The organism is Streptomyces sp. NBC_00316 (assembly GCF_036158715.1).
Classification (GTDB): domain Bacteria; phylum Actinomycetota; class Actinomycetes; order Streptomycetales; family Streptomycetaceae; genus Streptomyces.
The window spans coordinates 8,491,641-8,513,125 of the sequence record NZ_CP108023.1 but is presented as its reverse complement, the minus strand read 5'-3'; the positions used below and the strand labels follow the sequence as shown (position 1 = coordinate 8,513,125).

The 21,485-nt window shown below is 69.5% G+C and carries 13 protein-coding genes; 7 read left to right on the top strand and 6 right to left on the bottom strand.

Features of this window, described 5'->3' with window-relative positions:
- The 5 genes from OG878_RS42450 to OG878_RS37990 all read left to right on the top strand — a co-directional run bounded on the left by OG878_RS42450 (nt 1) and on the right by OG878_RS37990 (nt 7,553).
- On the top strand, nt 1–231 hold the full coding sequence (locus OG878_RS42450) for a helix-turn-helix domain-containing protein (RefSeq protein ID WP_443049293.1): 231 nt from the start codon (nt 1–3) through the stop codon (nt 229–231).
- A 235-nt stretch (nt 232–466) separates the two neighbouring features.
- Complete coding sequence (locus OG878_RS38005; RefSeq protein WP_328890992.1) at nt 467–1,234, top strand: D-Ala-D-Ala carboxypeptidase family metallohydrolase; 768 nt, start codon at nt 467–469, stop codon at nt 1,232–1,234.
- Nucleotides 1,235–2,024: 790 nt separating this feature from the next.
- Complete coding sequence (locus tag OG878_RS38000) at nt 2,025–2,789, top strand: SDR family NAD(P)-dependent oxidoreductase (protein WP_328890991.1); 765 nt, start codon at nt 2,025–2,027, stop codon at nt 2,787–2,789.
- A 588-nt stretch (nt 2,790–3,377) separates the two neighbouring features.
- Complete coding sequence (locus OG878_RS37995; protein ID WP_328890990.1) at nt 3,378–4,397, top strand: GlxA family transcriptional regulator; 1,020 nt, start codon at nt 3,378–3,380, stop codon at nt 4,395–4,397.
- 381 nt (nt 4,398–4,778) lie between these two features.
- Nucleotides 4,779–7,553 (top strand): helix-turn-helix transcriptional regulator, encoded by a 2,775-nt coding sequence (locus OG878_RS37990; protein WP_328890989.1) that lies wholly within the window; start codon nt 4,779–4,781, stop codon nt 7,551–7,553.
- A gap of 174 nt (nt 7,554–7,727) precedes the next feature.
- Here OG878_RS37990 and OG878_RS37985 read toward each other — a convergent pair whose 3' ends face one another.
- Nucleotides 7,728–9,383: an IS1182 family transposase gene (locus OG878_RS37985; RefSeq protein WP_328886378.1), complete on the bottom strand. Its 1,656-nt coding sequence runs from the start codon at nt 9,381–9,383 to the stop codon at nt 7,728–7,730.
- Between the two features lie 407 nt (nt 9,384–9,790).
- Between OG878_RS37985 and OG878_RS37980 the strand changes: the two genes are divergently transcribed.
- Nucleotides 9,791–11,251: an MFS transporter gene (locus OG878_RS37980; protein WP_328890988.1), complete on the top strand. Its 1,461-nt coding sequence runs from the start codon at nt 9,791–9,793 to the stop codon at nt 11,249–11,251.
- 959 nt (nt 11,252–12,210) lie between these two features.
- On the opposite strand, the gene OG878_RS37975 is transcribed toward OG878_RS37980, so the two are convergent.
- Complete coding sequence (locus tag OG878_RS37975) at nt 12,211–14,955, bottom strand: multifunctional oxoglutarate decarboxylase/oxoglutarate dehydrogenase thiamine pyrophosphate-binding subunit/dihydrolipoyllysine-residue succinyltransferase subunit (RefSeq protein WP_443049217.1); 2,745 nt, start codon at nt 14,953–14,955, stop codon at nt 12,211–12,213.
- A 598-nt stretch (nt 14,956–15,553) separates the two neighbouring features.
- On the opposite strand from OG878_RS37975, the gene OG878_RS37970 reads away from it, so the two are divergent.
- The gene (locus OG878_RS37970) at nt 15,554–16,009 is read left to right on the top strand and encodes a DUF6884 domain-containing protein (RefSeq protein WP_328890987.1); all 456 of its coding nucleotides are present in this window, start codon (nt 15,554–15,556) and stop codon (nt 16,007–16,009) included.
- 288 nt (nt 16,010–16,297) lie between these two features.
- On the opposite strand, the gene OG878_RS37965 is transcribed toward OG878_RS37970, so the two are convergent.
- The 4 genes from OG878_RS37965 to OG878_RS37950 all read right to left on the bottom strand — a co-directional run bounded on the left by OG878_RS37965 (nt 16,298) and on the right by OG878_RS37950 (nt 21,176).
- The gene (locus OG878_RS37965; protein WP_328890986.1) at nt 16,298–17,608 is read right to left on the bottom strand and encodes a carboxypeptidase regulatory-like domain-containing protein; all 1,311 of its coding nucleotides are present in this window, start codon (nt 17,606–17,608) and stop codon (nt 16,298–16,300) included.
- A 400-nt stretch (nt 17,609–18,008) separates the two neighbouring features.
- Nucleotides 18,009–19,190 (bottom strand): YbfB/YjiJ family MFS transporter, encoded by a 1,182-nt coding sequence (locus OG878_RS37960; RefSeq protein ID WP_328891519.1) that lies wholly within the window; start codon nt 19,188–19,190, stop codon nt 18,009–18,011.
- A gap of 216 nt (nt 19,191–19,406) precedes the next feature.
- The gene (locus OG878_RS37955) at nt 19,407–20,045 is read right to left on the bottom strand and encodes a hypothetical protein (RefSeq protein WP_328890985.1); all 639 of its coding nucleotides are present in this window, start codon (nt 20,043–20,045) and stop codon (nt 19,407–19,409) included.
- 207 nt (nt 20,046–20,252) lie between these two features.
- The gene (locus OG878_RS37950) at nt 20,253–21,176 is read right to left on the bottom strand and encodes a LysR family transcriptional regulator (protein ID WP_328890984.1); all 924 of its coding nucleotides are present in this window, start codon (nt 21,174–21,176) and stop codon (nt 20,253–20,255) included.
- Nucleotides 21,177–21,485: the final 309 nt, after the last annotated feature.

Sequence of the window (21,485 nt, the reverse complement as noted above, 5' to 3'; positions counted from 1 at the left end):
CTGGAGGCGTACCTGGCCAACGACCGCAGCTGGGCGGCCACCGCGCAGCGGCTCAACATCCACCGCCAGAGCCTCGGTTACCGCCTGCAGCGGATCGAGGCTGCCACCCATCGGGACCTGAAGAAGTCGCGAGACATCGCGGAGCTGTGGGTCGCTCTCACCGCCCGCCGAACCCTGGCCGACCAGCAGCGTCCCGCCCCGACGGCCGGCCCCGCCCCGGTGGAGCAGTGAAACCCGACGCAACCACGCCGTGGCCGGGTGGCGGCGACACCATGAGCCGTCCGGCTGCACCGACCCTGTGCCCGGCGCGGAGCTGCTGCCCGCGGTGACTCGGTCGCGGACGCGGCGACGGACGCCGGATCGAACGATGCCGGCAGCGGCGGTCTTCCGCCCGTCTCGCATGTCCATGACACTGTCGCAGTACGTGTCATCCACTGCACTGCGACAGGTCCGTGAAAGGACGAAGATGGCTCCTTCCCGCTCCTCATCCCGCTTTCCGCACTCGTTCGACCGCCGTACGGCGCTGCGCGGGACGCTGGCCGCCGGTATCGGTGCCGTGCTCGGGCCCGTTCTGCTGACGGGGACCGCGCAGGCGTACTCCTGGTCGCGCACCCTGAACCAGGGGGCCACCGGCGCCGACGTGACCGAACTGCAGATCAGAGTCGCCGGGTGGGCCGCGGACAGCGCCGGCCAGACCCGCGTGGCCATCGACGGCAACTTCGGTCCCGGCACCGCGGCGGCGGTGCGCCGGTTCCAGGCAGCCTACGGACTCGCCGTCGACGGCAGCGCCGGACCCACGACCCAGGCGCAGCTCAACGCCCTGGAGCAGTCGGACGGTTCGACCGTGCACTTCAACTTCAGCGAGTTCACCGACCGGATCAGCGGCACCTTCTCCGGCGGCAAGCTGAACGCGACCGACGTCAAGGAGAACGTCCGCCGCGCGATGTACAAGCTGGAGGCGCTGCGCAAGAAGCTCGGCAACGTCCCCATCACGGTCAATTCCGGTTTCCGCAGCATCGCGCACAACGCCGACGTCGGAGGCGCCAGCGACAGCATGCACCTGTACGGCACGGCAGCTGACCTCGCCGTCCCCGGAGTGCCCAACAAGACCGTCTACCAGAAGGCGGAGACCTCCGGCTTCTCCGGCCTGGAGACCTACACCGCGGACCACCAGCACGTCGACAGCCGGGCGGATCTCGGCCGGGCCTGGTGGTGGGAGAACGGCACCGTCTAAGGGCTGTGACCGGAAAGGTCTGCCGGGAAGCTCGCGGCGTCCGGTGCGGTGCATCGCAAGGCGGAGCATCGCCCGCGTACTGGATGTACTCGGGTGATGCGACAACGCGGCGCGGTGCCGCACCGGACGCCGCGAGCCGGTGAACCTTTTCGGTCACAGCACTAGCCAGAAGTCTGCTGAAGATCTTGTTGGTGGAGGGGCGTCCCGGTTGAGGGATGCCCCTCCACCGTTGTCCGGGGATGGAGGCGAGGGTCCAGGTGTGACCTGTGCGGGTGAGGCCGAGGCCGGTCGGTCGTCGGAGGTTGACGGCTGCGAGGCAGGTGCGGGGCCCGGTGTGGTTCTTCAGGACGCCTCGGCAGCCCCTGTCCGTCGGTCCCTGCTTCTGAGCAGAGGGGATGCCGTCCGGGGATTACCGGACAGCCCCAGCGATCGTGCAGATCCCGCAGACTGCGCCCGCCACGCCGAGAGGGCACCGCAGCGGACACAGCTCCCCGATCGCCCTGCTGTCTCCGATGAGAGGCTGCGCCTACCAACCGGGAGGAAACCGATCCTGGCGTCTTCCCTGCCCGCGGCGCAGCCTCGAGTCATGGAAGCGCGGCCCGACGTCAGCGCGGACGATCTCGCCGAAGCGCCTCACGGTGGAACGCGGTTCGGCCGGCCCGTGGAGCGACCGCGCTGATCGGGATCGACGACCTGTCATTGCTGACGGACCGTGCCTTCGGCTTTCCGTCGTCGACGAGGCAGGCCGCAGTGACCCCGCCCGAAAACATCACGGACCAGGAGGAGTTCCATGGCAACGCTCGACGAGAGGGTAGTGCTCATCACCGGCACCGGAGGAGGGCAGGGCCGCGTAGCATCGCTGATCTTTGCGCGTGAAGGCGCAAAGATCATCGGGTGCGACATCCAAGCTGATGCCAACAACGAGACGGTCGAACTCGTACGTCGCGCCGGCGGTGAGATGACCGGCATCGCGCCGATCGATCTCACCGACCCGGAACAGGCACGACAGGTCGTTGAGGACGCAGTGGCCGCCTACGGCGGGCTGGACGTGGTGTACAACAACGCGGCCATGCAACGCTTCGGCCCGATGCCCGATTTCTCCGTCGATGACTGGCGTACGACGATAGCCGGCGAGCTCGATATCCCCTTCTTCGTCACGAAGTTCGCATGGCCGCACCTGGTCCGGCGTGGTGGCGGCGTCATCATCAACGTCGCGTCCGAAGCCGGCATGATCGCCGGCGAGGTTCCCCCGATGGTCGCGCACACTGCCGCGAACGCCGGCGTCATCGCGATGACACGACAACTGGCGCTCGAAGGTGCACGCCATGGGATCCGTGCGGTGGCCATCAGTCCCGGGCCCGTCCTGACCCCGGCCAGTGCCCGCGACCTCGGCGACAACCAGGCGGCCCGCGATGCGATCACCGACAAGACGCTCCTCAAGCGCTTCGCTCAACCCGAGGAAATCGTCGAGCTGGCCGCCTTCCTCGCCTCGGACCGAGCGGCGTACATCACTGGCGCCAACTACCCCGTCGACGGTGGCGCCACTGCCTGGTAGGGCTACCGGGAGGCGGTCCGGGTCTGCAGCCCGGGCCACGAAAATTGACAGCGCCCGGTGCGGAGGACGTGGCCGACGGGATTCCCCGACGCTGCCGCCGTCGGCCCCTTCCGGTAGGCAACAGCCGTTCGGCTACGCGGCCATGATTTCCCTGCTCGCCGACTGCGAGGAGGGACCGAAGGAGCAGCTTCACACCACTCCCCACGGGCGGGCTGGGAGGCTTTTCCTCCCAGCAGGGAGTCAATCAGTCGTGGCATCGGTGCTGGTCACAGGCGCATGATGAACGCACGGGAATCCGGCGAACGGCGGTCCGCCCCCGGCCGTGATCTGCTCCCCGATCTCTCCTGGGGCATTCGCCGACGAGCGTCTCGACGGGCCGGTTACGGCCCTTGGGCTGGGTTCGCGCGGCCCGCGGCAGAGCCGTCGGACCCCGCCTGTGGGGACGCTGACCCGGGCTTCGCCCGTGGGAGCAGGCGGCGGCCCCTTTGCCGGGGCCGGGAAAACGGCGAGACGGCGGCGGCGCGCTGGTGAACCTGCTGTCGCTCGCGTCCTATCGATCTAGTGTCCACACCGGCCCGGAGGCATCCGATGAACCGCAAGCGCCCTGGAACAGGCCCGCTCACCGTGACAGTGTTCGTCTTCCCAGGGGTGCGGCTGCTCGATGTGACCGGTCCCATCGAGGTGTTCGCGTCGGCGAACGAGTTCGGCGGCCACTATCAGGTACAGATCGCGTCCGAGGACGGGGCGGAGGTGGTCACCTCCGCCGGGACCCGCCTCAGCGCCGACCTTTCCCTCAGCGAGGTACGCGAGCCGTCCGATGTCCTGGTGGTCCCGGGCGGTCCGGAATGGGAGACGCTGATCAAGGACGAGGCGCTCCTGGATGTCGTCCGGCAACTGAACGAGAAGGCCCGCTGCACCGCATCGGTGTGCACGGGAGCGTTTCTGCTGGCCGCGGCCGGACTTCTCAATGGCCGCCGCGCCGCGACGCACTGGCGTCACTCACGGCAACTGGCCCTGCGTTTCCCGTCCGTGCAGGTCGAACCGGACGCCATCTTCGTCCGCGACGGGAAGATGATGACCTCAGCAGGTGTCAGCGCCGGCATCGACCTGTCCTTGGCGCTCGTCGAAGAACACTACGGTGCGGAAGTCGCTCGGGCCGTCGCCAAGGACATGGTCGTCTTCATGCAGCGACCGGGAGGCCAGTCCCAGTTCAGCGTCCACTCCCGGGCCCCGCACACCCGCCAGGAGATGCTCCGCCGGATCCTGGACGCAGTCGCCGAGAACCCCGGGGCCAACCACACGCTGACGGCCATGGCCCGCACGGCAGGCGTCAGCGTCCGTCACGTGACCAGGCTCTTCTGCGAAGAGGTAGGAACCACTCCGGCCCGGTATGTGGAGCAGGTCCGGCTGGAAGCCGCCCAGGTGCTGCTGGAGACGGGTGATGACGCCATGCCGGTAGTGGCACGGCGCACAGGGTTCGGCTCACCCGAGTCGCTCCGCAGAGCGTTTGTGCGACGCCTCGGTGTGACGCCCGGTGCGTTCCGGGCCAGTTTCCGGACGACGGGCGTGAGCACGAACGATGCCGTGTCCGAGGCGATCTCCGCGTAGCCGAGGCACAACGAGCCTGCGCCACGTCCTCACCCACGCCTTGCAGGACGCGCATCCCCATGCCGAAGAGCCGGGGCGTTGCGCCGACGGACATCGAGCAGGCGCCGTCCCATCCTCATGACCGACCGGGCCCCGGTCCGGTTCGGGCGGTCCGTGTGCGACTCCAACAGCTCGGGTCATGGTCTCGGCTCCGTTCACATACGGCATGGGGCGCTGCGGCTGTGATGACCGGAAGCAGTGGATTCCACGTCTGCGGCGAACCGCCGGGGTCGGCGTCGGGAGGAAAGGTAGGATGCCTGTTGATCCAGGACCCAGCACCGGTAACCCCTGTCATTCGGTGGTCAGCGGTCAACGGACGAACAGTCGGCAGGGGCGGTGCCCATGGCAAGCGAAATTCCCGGGGTGCCACTCCGCGGGCGGCAGGACGAGTGCGAGAAGCTGGACCAGCTCGTGGCGAGGGTGCAGGGCGGCCACAGCTCGGTCCTGGTCCTGCGCGGCGAGGTCGGCATCGGCAAGACCGCGCTGCTCGACCATGTGCGCAACGGTGCGGACGGCTTCCGGATAGCCAGGGCGGTGGGCGTCGAGTCCGAGATGGAGCTGGCCTTCGGCGGCCTGCACCAGCTGTGCGCGCCTTTCCTGGACCATCTCGGTCGGCTGCCCGGGCCGCAGCGCGATGCGCTCGGGACGGCATTCGGCCTGAGCACGGGGACTCCACCGGACCGCTTCCTCGTCGGGCTCGCGGTGCTCAGCCTGCTCGCCGACGTGGCCGCGAAGGAGCCGCTGCTCTGCGTCATCGATGACGCCCAGTGGCTGGACAAGGTCTCCGCGCAGACGCTCGCCTTCGTTGCGCGGCGCCTCCTCGCCGAACGGATCGGACTGGTGCTCGCCGTACGCGAGCCCTCACTCGAAACCGAGTTGGCAGGGCTGCCACAGCTCACGGTGGAACGGTTGAACGACTGCGACGCCCGCGCCCTGCTGGACTCCGTGATCCCGGGCCGGCTCGACGAACGGGTCCGGAACCGCATCGTCGCCGAGACGCAGGGAAACCCACTGGCCCTGCTCGAACTGCCCCGCGGACTGACCCCTGCGGAGTTGGCGGGCGGGTTCGGACGTCCCGACGCGCGGCCGCTGGCAAGCCAGATCGAGCAGAGTTTCCTGCGGCGCGTCCAGGCGCTGCCGTCCGAGACACAGCAGTTGCTGCTCATCGCGGCGGCCGAGCCGGTGGGTGACGTGACCCTGCTGGCCAAGGCGGCCGAGCTGCTGGGAATCGAAGCTTCCGCAGCCTCGTCGGCCGAAGCCGCCGGGCTGATCACCATCGGGACCCGGGTCCGGTTCCGGCATCCCGTGGTGCGCTCGGCTGCCTACCGGGTGGCGACCACCGAGGCCCGTCAGCAAGTGCACCGGGCGCTGGCCGACGCCACCGACCCGGACACGGACCCCGACCGCCGGGCATGGCATCTGGCGAACGCCACGGCCGGTTCCGACGAGACGGTGGCCGCGGAGCTGGGGCGCTCCGCCGGCCGGGCACAGGCGCGCGGCGGGGTCGCTGCGGCGGCCGCGTTCCTGGAGCGGGCCGCCGAGCTGACCCCCGACCCGGCTGTACGGGGTGCCAGAGCGCTGGCGGCAGCCCGGGCCAAGTACCAGGCCGGCGGGTACGACACGGCGCGCGATCTCCTGGACGCCGCCGCCCTCAGCCCCCTGGACGAGCGCCAGCTCGCCCAGGCCGACTTGCTGCGCGGTCAGATCATGTTCGCCTCCAAGAGCGCCGGCAGCGCCCTGCCGATGCTCCTCAAAGCAGCCAAGCGCCTGGAGACGCTGGACGCGGGGCTGGCCCAGGAGACCTACCGCGACGCACTCAACGCCGCTCTCATCGTCGACCGTCTGCCGAGCGGCGTTCAATTGCAGGACATCGCCAGGGCGACGCTCGCCGCACCGCCGGGGCCGCCACCGGAGCGCAACGATCTGCTCCTGCGGGGCCTGGCCGTGATGACCGTCGACGGTTACGCGGCGGGGATGCCCATGGTGCTGCAGGCCCTGGACGCCTTCTGCACCGAAGAGACGTCCAGAGAGGAAGGCCTCGGCTGGTTTCCGCTCGCCGCCCGCATGGCCTTCAACGTCTGGGATTTCCACAGCAATACGGTGCTCTCGACGAAGCTGGTCGACCTCGCCCGGGAGGTGGGGGCCCTGTCGGTGCTGCCGTCCGCTCTCCTGCAGCTGGTGTCGAACCGGGTGCTGGTCGGTGAGCTCGACCACGCGGACACACTGATCGCGGAGGCGCAGACCATCGGTGAGGCCACCAGCAGCCGCTATCTCGCCCACTACGTGTCGATGGTGACCGAGCCGTGGAGAGGCCGGGAGGCCGCGACGCTCCAGGCGATCGACGCGATGACCCGGGACGCGGATGTGAACCAGGGGGAGCAGGCCAAGATACTCAGCTCGAGTCAGTGGGCGAAGGCGGTGCTCTACAACGGACTCGGCCGCTACGAGGAGGCGTACACCGCGGCCGAGCAGGGCGCCGAGAACCTGCAGGAACTCGGACTGGCGATCAGATCGATGGTCGAACTCGTCGAGGCGGCCGCACGGAGCGGTAGGCCGGCCCGAGCCGCCGAAGCCGCCCGGCAACTCGACGCGATGGCACGGGCCAGTGGCACCGACTGGGCCCTCGGCACCTCGGCCATGGTGCGTGCCCAGGTGAGCGAGGGGACTGCTGCCGACGCTCTGTACCGGGAGGCGATCGAGCGACTCGGCCGTACCGAGGTCCAGATCACGTACGCCCGCGCCCATCTGATCTACGGAGAATGGCTGCGCCGGGAGGACCGCCGCGTCGACGCGCGCGAGCACCTGGGTATCGCGTACAAGGTCCTCAGCCGGATCGGCGTCGAGGCGTTCGCGGAGCGCGCCTGGCACGAATTGCGCGCCACCGGCGCGACCGTGCGCAAGCGCACCCTCGAGACGCGTACCGCTCTCACCGCCCAGGAAGCACAGATCGCGCGCCTGGCCGGTGACGGGATGACGAACCCCGAGATCGGGGCCCAGCTCTTCATCAGCCCGCACACCGTGGAGTGGCACCTCCGCAAGGTTTTCACGAAGCTCGGTATCGCCTCCCGCAAGCAGATCAGCGGCACACTGCTCGAAGGCACGGCGGTCCTGGCCTGAGGCTCGGCCGCCCGCCGCCGGCAGGCGGGCACCCGCCCCGGGCGTTCCACCTCGACCGGCCCCGTCTTCCGGCCGCGGCCGCCGTCACACGTGCGGCGGCTCTCTGCTGACGTGCTCCGCCGCCCTGAAGGACTCCGTTGGAAAATGCGTAAACCGGCGGGTGTGATCTTGTCGTCAGGCGGCGAGTTGGAGTCGGGCGAGGTATGAGGTGCGGGTTTGGCCTAGGGGTGTTTCGCTGAGCCAGGCGTCGAGTCTGATGATGTTGATGGCGGTGGCGGCGAAGATGTGTCCGAGGTGGGTTTTGGGCAGGCCCGTGTAACGGGTCCGGCGGATGCGGGTGCGCCGGATTGCCTGGGAGATGGTGCCCTCCACTCCGGCGCGGATGTTGTAGCGCTGCTGCCACTGGTCGGTGAGCTGTTCGCGGCGTCGGTCTTCCAGTGCTGCCTGCTGGTCTTGGGGCAGCAGGGTCAGGCTTCGGCCCCACTTGCCGTTCGCCGCCTTGGTGCACTTGTCCTGCACCGGGCAGGCCGCGCAGTCCTGGGCGGTGAAGTGCACCCGTGAGACGGGAGTGCCACTGCTCTTGCGCTGGTCGGACCAGCTGGCACTGATCTTGCCCTGGGGACAGACGGCGTTCTTGGCTTCCCAGTCGATCGTGAACGCGCTCTGCGTGAAGTGCTCACCCTCGTAGTTCTCGTGGCACGTATCCAGCCCGACCGGCCCCAGCAGCTCGATCCCATGTGCGTCGCGCGCGGCCACGATGTGGGCGGCGGTGACGTAGCCGGCATCGACGTCGTGCTCATCGGGTAGCAGTTCACGTGTGGCCAGGCCCTGGTGGACTGCTGCGGTGACCTCGGTGTCGGCGACGGTGGCGTCCGTGGTGACGACATGGGTGATCAGGTGCGGGGCGTGGGGTTCGCAGGTCTCGCTGAGGTGGGTCTTGTAGCCGCACCAGCCCGATCCGCGCTTGGTCGCGTAGCGGGCGTCGGGGTCGTAGGGCGAGGCGAGGCGGCGTCTGCCCGGCGGGAGGTCTTTGCCCTCCCGCCAGCGCACCTCCTCGCCGTCGCGGTGGTACTGCTCCACCCAGGCCCGGCGCAGGACCTGGACAGCGGGGACTTCCCGTAACCACGCGGGAGCCTGGGGTGCGTAGACGGCCTCCAGGATGGTGAGGCCGTCCCTGCCGACCTGCCCGGCCCACTCGGCGCGGACGTTGTCGCCCTTGGGGAAGCGGTAGGAGTCGATCCGGGCGCCGTAGCGTTTGGCCCAGTCGGCGGTGACCAGCGGCGACAGCCATGCTGGGGCGGCGGCGGCCAGGGCTTCCAGCGCCGCGCGCAGGGTCTCGCCGACGAACTCCATCCGGTTCAACGTCCGCACGGCCGCGAGAACATGGGTGGAGTCGGTGCGCTGACGCCCCCCGGAACGCAGCAGCCCGAGGTCAGATATCCGCTCCAGGATCAGGTCCAGGACCTTTTCCTCCAGGCCGTGCTCGATCAGCCGGGCGCGGAAGTCGCTCAGCACGGAGAAGTCGAACCCCGAATCGTCCAGCTCCAGACCAAGGAGGAACTTCCAGTCCATGCGGGCCCGCACCTGGTCAGCGGCCTGCCTGTCGGTCAGCCCCTCTGCGTATTGCAGCACCGACACAAGCGCCAGCGCCCCCGGCGACACCGCCGGACGACCCCGTGACGAAAACGCCCCAGCGAAGGAATCGTCTTCGAACAGCGGGCCCAGCACTTCACGCACGCGGACAGCCAGTGTCCCCTTCGGGAACGATGCCCGCACGACCCGAGCAGTCAGCTCCGGCACCCCACGGTCGTCCCGAGACTCCAGCGACACCCAGCCCCCCTCGCTCCGACGAACAGAACGATCATGTCAACCTCAGCAAGCCGACGAGCCCGGTTTACGCATTTTCCAACGGAGTCCTGAAGGGCGGGGATTCCTGCCAGGGTCGGCTGCCGCTCCCGGTGGCTTCCTGAGGACATGGAGGCCCCCTCCTTGCCCTGCACCTTGATGCAAGCCGAAGCGTGCCGGTCACCGGACTGTGGGTGGCCCTCGGACGAGCCCGTCGCTTGGAGGGCTGAATGTGCGCCATTGCTGTCCGCAAGTGCGGCCAGGCGCGCGCGTCCTCTGCGTGTTGAAGGGATCAGGAAATGCCCGAGGACCGAACCGGCACGAAGCCTCGCCCCTTACGAAGGCGGCCGAGGCGCGCGGCGGCGGCCCGACCGAACTGAAGGCGATCAACGATGGCTTCGATCAGTCCGACTCCCGAACCCGATCCGCGCAGGTGGCGTGCGCTCGGGATCATCTGCCTCGTGCAGGTGATGCTGCTGCTCGACGTGACCGTGGTCAATGTCGCGCTTCCCCCCATCCAGCGGGATCTCGGCCTTACGACCACCGGCCTGGCGTGGGTCGTCAACGGTTACACCGTCACCTACGGCGGACTGCTGATGCTCGGTGGGCGCCTGGGCGATCTGCTTGGCCGCCGACGCCTGTTCCTGATCGGTCTGGCGATCTTCGCGCTCTCGTCGGCGAGCGCCGCAGTGGCCCAGCAAGCCGGGGTACTCGTCGCCAGCCGCTTCCTCCAGGGCATCGGCGCGGCACTCGTCAGCCCGGCAGCGCTGTCCCTGGTCACGCTACTGTTCACCCGGCCGCAGGAAAGGGCGCGGGCGATGGCCATCTGGAGCGGCCTGGCAGGAGTTGGCGTGGCCCTGGGCGTCGTGCTCTCAGGCATCCTGACCGACCTCGCCTCCTGGCGGTTGATATTTTTCATCAACCTGCCCATCGCCGCTTTCGCGTTTCTCGCCACTCCCAAGCTCGTCTCCGAGAGCCGGGCCGCCAAGCGCGGCAGGCCTGACGTCCTCGGAGCCGTTCTGGTCACCGTCGGCCTGCTCCTGGTCGTGTTCGGACTGCTGGAGAAGAGCAACCACGCGTGGTTCTCGTTCTCCGTGCTGGGCTGCGTGGGGATCGGTGTGGTCCTCTTGATCGGTTTCGTGCTGGTCGAGGCCCGGGCGGCACAGCCCCTGGTACCCCTCGCGTTCCTGCGCTCGCGCAACCGGAGCATCGCCAACATGGTCCGCATCTGCTACTACGTCGGATTCGCCACGTTCTTCTTCTCACTGAGCCTGTATGTGCAGCACACACTGCATTTCTCCGCGCTGGCGACCGGATTCGCCTTCGTCCCGTTCGGGTTGGTCATTCTGTTCAGCGCCACCGTGATGGCGCCACGCCTCCTCACCCGGTTCGGGGTACGGACGCTGAACGGAGGAGGCCTTGCGATCTCCACGGTCGGCTACGTTCTCCTTGCCGGACTGAGCACCCACGGCACCTATGTGACCGATGTGCTGCCCGGCATGATCCTCGTGCCGCTGGGCGGCGGCCTGGTTCTCGTCGGATCCACCGTCGCCGGAGTGGACGGCGCAACGGGTGAGGACGCGGGCATCGCCACCAGCATGAACAACGCGTCCATGCAGATCGGCAGCGCCATCGGTCTCGCCGCCCTGGTCTCCTTGGGCAGCAGCCACGCCACCGTCCTGCAGCATGCAGGCGCCGACCCGATGACCGCTACCGCGCGCGGCTACGCGTTCAGTTTCGCCATCGCCGCTGGTGTGACCGCCTTCGGCGCGCTGCTCGGCTTCGCCGGGATCCGCCCGATGGCAGGCGAGGGCCGGACAGTGCAGGAGAACGCCGGGCAGCGCGCGACCTGACGCGCCGCCGGAAAGCGTGGGCCTGCGGCCGCGGCAGACGCCGGTGCGCGCAGGCCTCCGCCGGTTCCGGCAGGCTCCCGTGCACTCGACTCCCGGCGACGGCCGGTCTGCTGCGCGCAAAGGCGGTGGTGCGGCCCGCACGGAGACGCCCGATGAGCGGGTGAAGGTGTCCCGTGCGGAGACGGTGATGCCGTGCATGAGGCACTGCCGGTCTGTTCGCCGGCGGTTTCGGATCTGCGAAGACCACGCAGTCACTGTCGACCGGGCCGACCGTCGCTGCGTCGCATGTCATGGACGGCATGCTGCGGTACGGGTCGCGGGCGGCGAGGGGACTTCCCGCACCGTCCGCGTCATCCGTTGCCCCCTGGCCCCCGAAAGCGGTACGCCCACACCGACAGCACAACACCGGTCCGTACAGGGCGCGCAGTGGTCCCCGGGCCATCCGGTCCCCTGCCGATCGCGGTGCGCCGCCGGTCTTCCCACGCGTGCGGCTACTCGACGCGGCCCGCTCGGTCGAGGTGTTCGCCCAGGCGAACGTCTTCGGTGGCTGCTTTCCCGTGCGGATGTTCTCCCCGGACGGTGTCGACGTGCTCGCCGGCGCCCGGCTCGGCGTCGACGTCACCATCATGGCCGTGGACCGGGTCACAGACGTGGTGGTTCCGGGCGGCCCGCGCCGGGCGAATCCGGTCGTCGACGAAGTCCGGCCCGGTAGGACGCACTTGTCGGGATGCCCGAAGCCCGTACACCGCGTCGACGTGCCTGGGCCGCTCCGCCGGCCGCAGCCCGACTGCTCGACGGCCGTCCGGCGCCCCGCACCGACGTTGTCCGGGCACGGCGCCGGCGTACGGGCACAACGCGAGCGGACACCCCTCGGATCCTGTCCGAGGGGTGTCCGGCACAACAGGTCGTACGCGGTACTGCACGGGGGCCCGTCCTCCACGCCGCTGCAGGCGGGATGGTCAGCGGAACGCCGACGCCACGAGATCCTTCTGCTCGCCGGCGTGCCGCCGGGCGGAACCCACGGCCGGGGCCGGGGCCTGCGGCCGGCTGATGCATCCGATGGGACGGCTCGCCAGCCGGTTCATATGTGGCGCCACGAAGGACCACGCTCCTTGGTTCTCGGGCTCCTCCTGTACCCATCGCACCTCGGCATCGGCGGGGTAGCGGGCGAGTTCCGCACCGAGCGCTTCCTCCGGGAACGGGTAGAGACGCTCCAGGCGGACGATCGCGGTGTCCGACAGGTCCGAGCTTCGCCGGCAGGCGTCCAGGTCGTAGAAGACCTTGCCCGAGCACACCAGCACGCGCCTGATCCGGGCGGTGTCCGTCGTCTCATCCGGGATGACCGTACGGAACCCGCCCGTGGTGAGCTCCGTCAGCCTGGAGGTGGCTGCCTTCAACCGCAGCATCGACTTCGGAGTGAAGACGACCAGCGGCCTTCTGCGCTCATCGAGTGCCTGCTGCCTGAGCAGATGGAAGTAGTTGCCCGGCAGGGAGGGCATGGCGACGGTCATGTTCCCCTGCGCGCACAACTGGAGGAATCGCTCGATCCTGCCGGAGGAATGGTCCGGCCCCTGTCCCTCCAAGCCGTGCGGCAGCAACAGCGTCACCCCGGAGCGCTGCCCCCACTTCTGTTCCGACGACGAGATGTACTCGTCGACGACTGTCTGCGCGCCGTTGGCGAAGTCTCCGAACTGGGCCTCCCACAGCACCAGAGTGTCGGGCCGTGCCACCGAGTACCCGTACTCGAAGGCCAGCGCCGCCAGTTCGGACAACATCGAGTCGTAGAGTGCGAAGCCTGCGGCCCGCGAGCCGAGGGAACTCAGCGGCGTGTGTTCCACACCGGTGCGCCGGTCGGTGAGCACGGCATGCCGTTGGCCGAACGTGCCGCGGCGGGAATCCTGGCCGGCCAGCCGCACCGGAACCCCGTCCAGCAACAGGGACCCGAGGGCCAGGGTTTCTGCGGTGGCCCAGTCGATCGTTCCCGCATCCAGCATCGTGGTACGCCTCTGGAGCTGCGGCAGAACGCGCGAGTGCGGGGTGAAGCCTTGCGGCAGACCGGTCTGGGAAGCGATGACGTGCCGGGCCGTCGCCTCCGTGATCGCTGTCGCCGCCCGAGGAGCCGCTTCATCCTCAACGTCCATGGGAACGACGGGCTTCGGGAAGTCGGGCACCGACAACGCCTGGGTCTCGACGAAGGCCCGCTCGAGGTGGCCCCGATAGTCCTGCAGGGCGCCTTCCACCTGCTGCTCGCCGATGTCCCCCCGGCGGACCAGCGCCTCGGCGTACAGTTTGCGCACCGAAGCCCTGGCGTCGATGCGGTCGTACATCGCCGGCTGTGTGATGGACGGATCATCGACCTCGCTGTGCCCGTGGCGCCGGTAGCAGATCAGGTCGACGACGACATCCTTGTGGAACTCCTGACGATAGTCGAAGGCCAGCCGCGCGACCCGGACGACGGCCTCGGGGTCGTCTCCGTTGACGTGGAAGATCGGGGCCTCGATCGTCCTGGCCACATCGGTGGCATATGTGCTCGAACGGCCGCTGGCGGGCGAGGTCGTGAAGCCGAGCTGGTTGTTGATGACGATGTGGACCGTCCCGCCGGTGCGGTAGCCGGGCAGCTGTGACATGTTCAGTGTCTCGGAGACCACGCCCTGACCGGCGAATGCTGCATCACCGTGGACCACGATCGGCAGTACAGGGAAGGTTTCGCCACCGTCTGCGGCCCGGTCCTGCTTGGCGCGCACGACTCCCTGGGCCACCGGCCCCACGATCTCCAGATGCGAGGGGTTCGCCACGACGGAGACGGCGATCGTTCCGCCGTCCAGGGCACGGTACGTCCCTTCTGCACCGAGGTGGTACTTCACATCGCCGGACCCCTGGGCGGACCGAACGTCCACCGAGTCCTCGAATTCATGGAACATCTCGGCGTAGGACTTGCCGATGATGTTGGCCAGAACGTTGAGTCGGCCTCGGTGTGCCATACCGATGACGGCTTCCCCCACACCTTGCCTGATGGAGCGGAGCAGCAGGCCGTCGAGGAGCACGATCGCCGACTCGCCGCCTTCGAGCGAATACCGTTTCTGGCCCACGTACTTGGTCTGCAGGAACGTCTCGAAGGCCTCTGCCGCGCCCAGCCGGTAGAGAATCTGCAATTGCTCGGCACGGTCCGGCCGGGGCTGAGGCGATTCGATCCGCTGCTGGATCCAGCGACGTTCCTGTGACGTCTGGATGTGCATGTACTCGGTGCCGACGGTGCGGCAGTAGGATTCCTGCAGGGCATTCAGCACGCTGTGAAGCGTCATGGTGGTCTGCCCGGTGAATCCGTCGACGACGAACTCTCTTTCCAGGTCGTCGTCTCGCAGTCCGAATGCCGTGATGTCCAGCTCCGGGTGTGCGACTCCACGCTCCGTCGTGAGCGGGTCGGTGTCCGCCACCAAGTGTCCGCGCACTCGATAGGCGTGGATGAGCGCGGCAACGCGTACCGCCTTGACCGCCGCCTGTTCGGCGCTCTCATGCACACTCGTGCCGTTGCGCGCCTGCCTGCCGGCCACAGGGGTCGGAGAGGTGAAGAAATCCCTCCACGTCTGGTCGACCGATCCGGGGTCGTGCAGGTATCGCTCGTGCTGTTCGTCCACGAGCCATTCGTTGAGGCCGAATTCCAGCCCATAGAGCACCGGCTCCCCGGTGCGTGATTGCGACGCCACTGTGTGGATCGCCTTCTTTCCTCATTCGGAACGACTGATGGCGGACGCGGCCGGACTGCCTGTTCATCCCCAATCGCGCTCAAGGATTTCGCTTCCGCTTCGCATCTGTCGTGGAGGCAATCCCATCCGACTGTGTCACGCCATCGACGCTATGGCATCGCGGGAGCCGAGAGGGACACTCGGATATGCCACAACGGCGTCACATCAGGACATCGCGCCGGACAGCCGGCCTGCGCGTGGAATGCTTCCGGCGTGGTGCTGACGCCGGAATACGGAGTGCCGCAGGTCCTGATCCGCGGGCTAGGAGTCCACGCGGCTCGAGGTCGCTGCGGTCCGGAGCCTGCTTGTACGTGATCGGGCGCGACCTCAGGGCCGCCGAGTCGACGCCCAAGGGGGCCTGGACCGGGCCGGTCCACGCCTCAGTGCCCCATGCGCTCGGTATCGAGCGACCGTCCAGGCGGCTTCGAGTCCTCCCGGTCCGGTGCCATCGGTCCGCCCGGTCGGCGGGCCGGTGACACCGGCCCGGGAGGAAACGCCTACCAGGTGCGCAGACCACTGGTACCGCCCACGTCTCACGCGAACAGGCAGGACAACAGGCATGACCGCCAACGACCATCTCGACTGCTTCACACCGGAACTCGTCATCATCCCGTGCGGTAGCCGCAAACTGGACCGTCCCGCACGGGCGGCAGACATGTATGTCGGCTCCTATCACCGTGCGTGCCGCAAGGCGGCTGACGCGCTGCAGCCCGACCGGCTACTGATCCTCTCCGCCCGCTACGGCCTGCTCGGCCTCGACGACGTCATCGAGCCGTACGACACGCCCCATGGCGCAGCCGACGCCATAACCGCCCACGCTCTCCGGGAGCAGGCAACTCTGCGTGACATCCTGTTCCTCGACCCCGTCGTGGCCCTCGGCGGAGCACGGCACGTCGGGCTCGTCCGCACCATCTGGCCGCACGCCCGCACGCCGCTGGCCGGCACACGCGGCATGGGTGAGCAGATGGCCCGACTCGCGCAATTGCGTACCGGACGGGATGCGCACCTGACCTGACGTCGCGTGCGGCTGCCTGCCGTGCGAGGAAGGCTGCCAGGCCGCGCACTATGGCCGCCCGTGTCTGCCGGGGCTCATCAGCGGCGGCCGGAGGTGTGCCGGCGGGCACTTGCGCGGCGCGGTCGGCGATGGCCTCGACCGCGCCGCGGAACAACGTCCGCTTCAGTGCCGAACGGCGTATGCCGCGGCGGATGACCTCGACAGGGAGCGCCGCGCCTGCGATCACACGAAACGCACGAGGGGCCCGCTCCGAACGCGCGGAGCAGGCTCGTCCGTGAAAGAAGTGCTTCAGGCCTCGTCGTGTGCCAGCGTGAGGTGGAAGGCGTCCTGGCCGGTGCCGTCGAGGGTCAGGGGTGTGGCTTGGGCCGGGTACCCCGCAGCTACGAGGGTGTAGTGCGCGCCTTCGAGGTCGGTGAAGGCGTAGGAGCCGTCCTCGTCGGTGAGTGTGACGCCGACGACGTCTCCTGCCGGGTCGAGGAGGGTGACCCGCGCCTCGGGGATCGGGCGGCCGTCGGTGGTGGTGCGGACGGTGCCACTGAGCCCGGTCGCCACGTCGAGCCGCAGGTCCGGCTCGACGCGCCGCCGACGCCCGTGGCCGGCGACGGCCCGCCGGCACACGAGGCCGGCGGCGTGGCGAACGGAGTGTCCGGCCACCACCACCCAGGCGATGACGAGCAGCGCGTACAGCACGACGGCAGTCCAGATGAACGGCTCCGAGCCGGTCCTCGCCGCGAGGGTGCCGGTGGCAGTCACACAGGCGCCGACCGGGAAGATGAAGGACCACCACGTGGGCGCGAAGGGCAGCCCGGCCCGTATCGTCCGTACGGTCAGCCCTACGGCGAGCGCCAGCCACAGCATGGCGAAGCCCCACATCACGACTCCGCCCAGCAGCGCGAAGACCGCGGTGCCCCGTGCGTAGGGCGCGGGCAGCGCGCTCGGCGCCACCGCGGCCAGCGCGCCGAGTGCCGTCACCGACTGGCCCAACGCCCCCAGGCCGATCCACACCGTGGGCACCACCGTTCCGGTGGGTGCGTCGTGGTGCACCAGGCGGCCGTAGATCATGGCCAGCACCAGCAGGGCCGCGACCAGCCCGAGCCCGAGCATCGCGTAGCAGCCCAGCAGCAGGGCGAGCCGCAGCTGGCCGGCCGGTGTGTAGGGGACGAGCAGCGCGCCCGTCGCGGCGGAGACCATCGGCGGCACCACCGGCATCAGCCAGCCGCCGAACGCCGCGTCCGGCGCGAAGCGGTGCCGGGTGACCATCAGATAGGGCACCGTGCAGGCTGTGGCAAGGCCGAGCACGGTACCGAGCGACCAGAGCACCCAGTCCACGGCCAGCGCCCCCTCGAGCCCGATCAGCCGTCGGCCGAGCAGCAGCGCCCCGGCGCCCACCGTGAGCAGCGCCATCGGCGGCGCGCCGAAGAACTGGGCCATCACCGGATCAGCGGCGTGCAGACGCAGCGCCCGCTGCCGCAGGTAACCGACAGCCATCAGGATCAGCAGCAGCGCGGCGCCCAGCCAGACCCCCATGGCAGCGGTCCGCAGCCCGCGGAAGCTCCACGGCAGGGTGACCGCCGCGTTGGCGACGATGCCGGTGCCCATGACGGCCGCAAACCAGCTGGGGCCGAACGGCGGACGCGTCGTCCTGTTTGCCGTAGACGACAACGGACGGGCGCACAAGGAAAAATTCATGACCCAAACACTATGTTGGGGTTGGTGGCGCACTGTCGATCATGTCCCGATGTGAGGGGCCCCTGGCACATATCGAGCAACCGCCCTGTGCGGCAACGCTGCAGGGACGACCCAGTCGGCCGCGGCCGTTGATCCGCTGAGCCGGGTTCGCCCGGCCGGCCGGCTGCGGACGGCAACTTCCCGAACCGGTTTGATCTTTGACCCTGAGGTCTCGAACGCCATCCCCTACGTGATCACTCGCGTGGGTACTCGCTGGTGCAGCCGCAGACCTGCGCGACGGCTTCTTGGCCGCGGGTCGAGACGACCTCGGTCAGTCTGCCTGGGCCTCGGTGGTGTCGACGGACGCCAACTGGGCGCCCGACGCGGGTTCTGAACGCAGGACCGGGTGGCCGGGCGTGGGCATGTGGTGCGGGAATCCGATGCGGAGCAGGGCTGCTGCGAGGGCGGCCACCAGGACGACGACGGCCGCGAGGATCAGGGCCTGGTGGTAGCCGTGCCGCAGCAGGGGGGTGGCGACCAGCGGGCCGAGGATCTGGCCGACGGAGTATCCCGCCGTCAACAGGGCGACGGCGCGGGGGAAGCGCAGGTGCGCGCCGGTCGCGAGTGCCAGGGTGCTCACTCCGATGAAGGTGGCGCCGAAGAGCAGCGCGGACAGCAGTGCCGCTGCGACTCCACCGATCAGTGCGGGCAGGGCGATGCCGACGGCCTGGACGGCCAGTGCGGCCAGCAGGAGGTCGGGGCGGGACCAGCGGCGGCCCAGTCCCGCCCACAGCGCAGACGACGGAATGGCCGCCAGGCCGACCAGTACCCAGGCACCGCTGCCGATCCAGCCCGGAGAGCTCTGCTCGATGGCAGCGACCAGGAAGGTACCGGCGATGATGTAGCCGATGCCCTCGAGTGTGTAGGAGGCGAACAGCGCGGTGAACCAGCGATAGGGGCGCGGGCCGGTCGTCTGTCGCTGTGCCCCGGGCGTGGAGGCCACCGCTTGGGGCGCGGGTTCCGGCCGCAGGAACCACGAGGGGATCGCGAGCAGTGCGGCCAGGCCGGCGGAGGCCCACCAGGCTGCCTGCCAGTCGGCGGTGGAGCGCACGACGAGAACGAGCAGACCGGACAGGGCGATACCGGCGCCGACTCCGCCGAACGCCCAGCCGGGCAGATGGGCGGGATGGTCGCGCAGGTGGCTGAGAAGGGAGCCGGCGGCAAAGACGAAAATCAGCGCGCTCGCCACACCCGCACACAGCCTCAGCAGCAGCCACACGGCGGTCGCGTGGGTCATGGGCATCGCTGCCAGGGACACGGTCAGCACCACCAGGCAGCCGCGCAGGACGGCCGACGAGCGCACCAGTTGCGGCAGGAGGATGCCGGCGATGGCGCCGACCAGGTAGCCGACATAGTTGGCGGTGGCCAGGTCCGCGCCTGCCCCGGCCGACAGGCCGACCTGCGCGTGCATCAGGGGAAGGATCGGCGTGTACACGAAACGGCCGACGCCCATGCCTGCCGCCAGGGCAGCGGCCGCCTGTGCCACATGGGCCCACGGTGAGTGAAGTGCGCCTCCGGGATCGACGTCGTGGGGGCTCGGGGGTGTTGCGCTCACGTTGTGGTCCTTCACGGGTTTCGACAGGGCAGTGCGAAAGACTTGGTGGGGCGCCGCCGTACGCCGCCACGGCCCCGGGGTTGGGGGTGGCCCGCACGGACACCGACAGAGGCATCACGTGGGGTTGCCGGCAGTGCCCGGGGCGTTGGGGTGGGCGCTCAGGGCGGCAACCACCGGGGCGTCCGTATCGGGACGAAGCGCCGGCCACCTCGGTGACGCTCTCCAGGGCGGTACTGCGGGGCGCTGATGCAGATTGTCGGCGCGTCCGGACCGGTCCGCACGAATCCCATGACCCAGCCGGTGATGTTTTCGGAGCCCTCCGGACGATGCCTGGCCGGTGCGCCGGTGAGCTTCACTCAGCCGCCGTCCGGGCAGCCCGCCGTCAGGTGGTGCCAGGGCGGGCAGAGCGGTGGCATTACGGCCCGGGCGATCGACGGTCGCGGAGGTGGTGAGCGTTACGGAGACGTTCGCGAGCAGCCGCGGACCCGCGCCGTCCACGTTGCCGGCGTGCTGGTCGTGGGCGAGCAGTGCGGCGTGAATCGTGCCGACGTTCTCGACGGCCGCTGCCGGCCCGCCAGCGCAGGCGAGGGCATGGGAGCCGCAGGTGACCGGTCCGAGTGCATCGAACGTCGGGGCGTTCGGCAACCCCAGTCCACCGATGTCGCATACGGTCGGCCCGCCGACCAGCCGCACCATGAGCCACTTCCGGGCGCCGGCGGGACCCTTGGAGGTGACGCTCTGCCGGGTTCCCATGACCCAACACTGCGCCCGCCATCAGGGCGGACGCCAGGACCGGGTTCCTCCCATCTGGTAGACGCGGCCTCCGACGACAGGCGAAGTGGTCGTCGCGCCATTCGAAGGCGAGCGCTCCTGGTGTCAGCCGAGCGGGACAGGAGCCTGGAGCCACCACGCGCTTGATGCGGCGACTGCTCCAAGGACCGGGCGCTCATGAGGAACGGCCTACTGCTTGTGCGGGTCCCCGTCGGGGAGCCAGGCATCCGGCTCATGGATGCCGAAGTCGCCGACGCCTTCGGTCAGGGCATCGACGGTGTTCAGCACGGCCGGGCGGGTTTCGCTCCGGCGCCACACAACGGACCAGGTCCAGTACATCTTCGGCTCGCCCACGGCACGCGCGACCAGGTCGGGCGGTAGCGGAGTGGTCTGGCCCTTGGGCGAGTTGACGATCGGGCGCCTGGAACGGCGCACGTGGTCGAAGAACGCGGGGCCGGTGATGCCGCCGTCGGAGATGCGCAACGCGTGGGCACCGGTCGCCCGGGCCATCTGCTCGGCGTAGTCGTTCCAGGACGACCACGTCGTCGCGTCGTCGTCCAGCAGGACGGCGGTGTCCCGCGCACGCACCTCACCGGAGTCGGGCCCGGTGGACACGGCGTAGAGCCGGTCGGCGCCGATCAGCCGGGCATTGAGTCCGCGCTTCTCCAGCTCCTCCTGGTGCACCCAGCACACCGCCAGGTCCAGGCTGCCGTCCGCCACCCGGGCGGCCTGGGTGTGCGACGGCGCCACCCAGGCGTCCATGTGCAGGCGCGCCGAGGACGAGGTGCGGGCGGTCAGATCCGCGGGCAGCCAGTTGACGTAGCCGAGCCGCACCGGTTCGGAGCCGGCGATCCTGGCCGCGCGGTTCTGCAGGTCGTCGGCGCGGTCCAGAAGCGCTCGGGTGTGCGGAAGCAGAGCCGCTCCGGCGGGGGTGAGCGCCACCGAGCGGCGGTCACGGTCGAAGAGCCGCACGCCGAGGTCGCGCTCCAGCGCCTTGATCTGCTGGGACAGGGAGGGGCCTGCGATGAGGAGCCGCTCCGCGGCACGCCCGAAGTTCAGCTCTTCGGCGACCGCGACGAAGTACCGCAACTGACGCAACTCCATACCGGCCATGCTACGTGCTGTAGGAGCCCCGGCCTACCAGAGGTGAGGCACGCGATCGTCACCTTCCGCACCCGGCGCGCGATCCGGTCTGCCCGATCGACGTGGGCGGCGAGGACGCCACGGCCGATGTCGCCTTCAGCACCGGCCGGCGCGCGCCTCGCACACGGACTGCCCGACTCGCCACGACGGCAGAGGCCCGTCATCGGCGCCGGAGCCCCGCCGGCCAGTAGTTTCCCGTGGTTCCGGTCTGCCGTTTCCCAGCGCCCGTCACCTCGTAGAGCTGCTCGGGTGAGCTCCCGACGGGCCGACGGCCAGGGG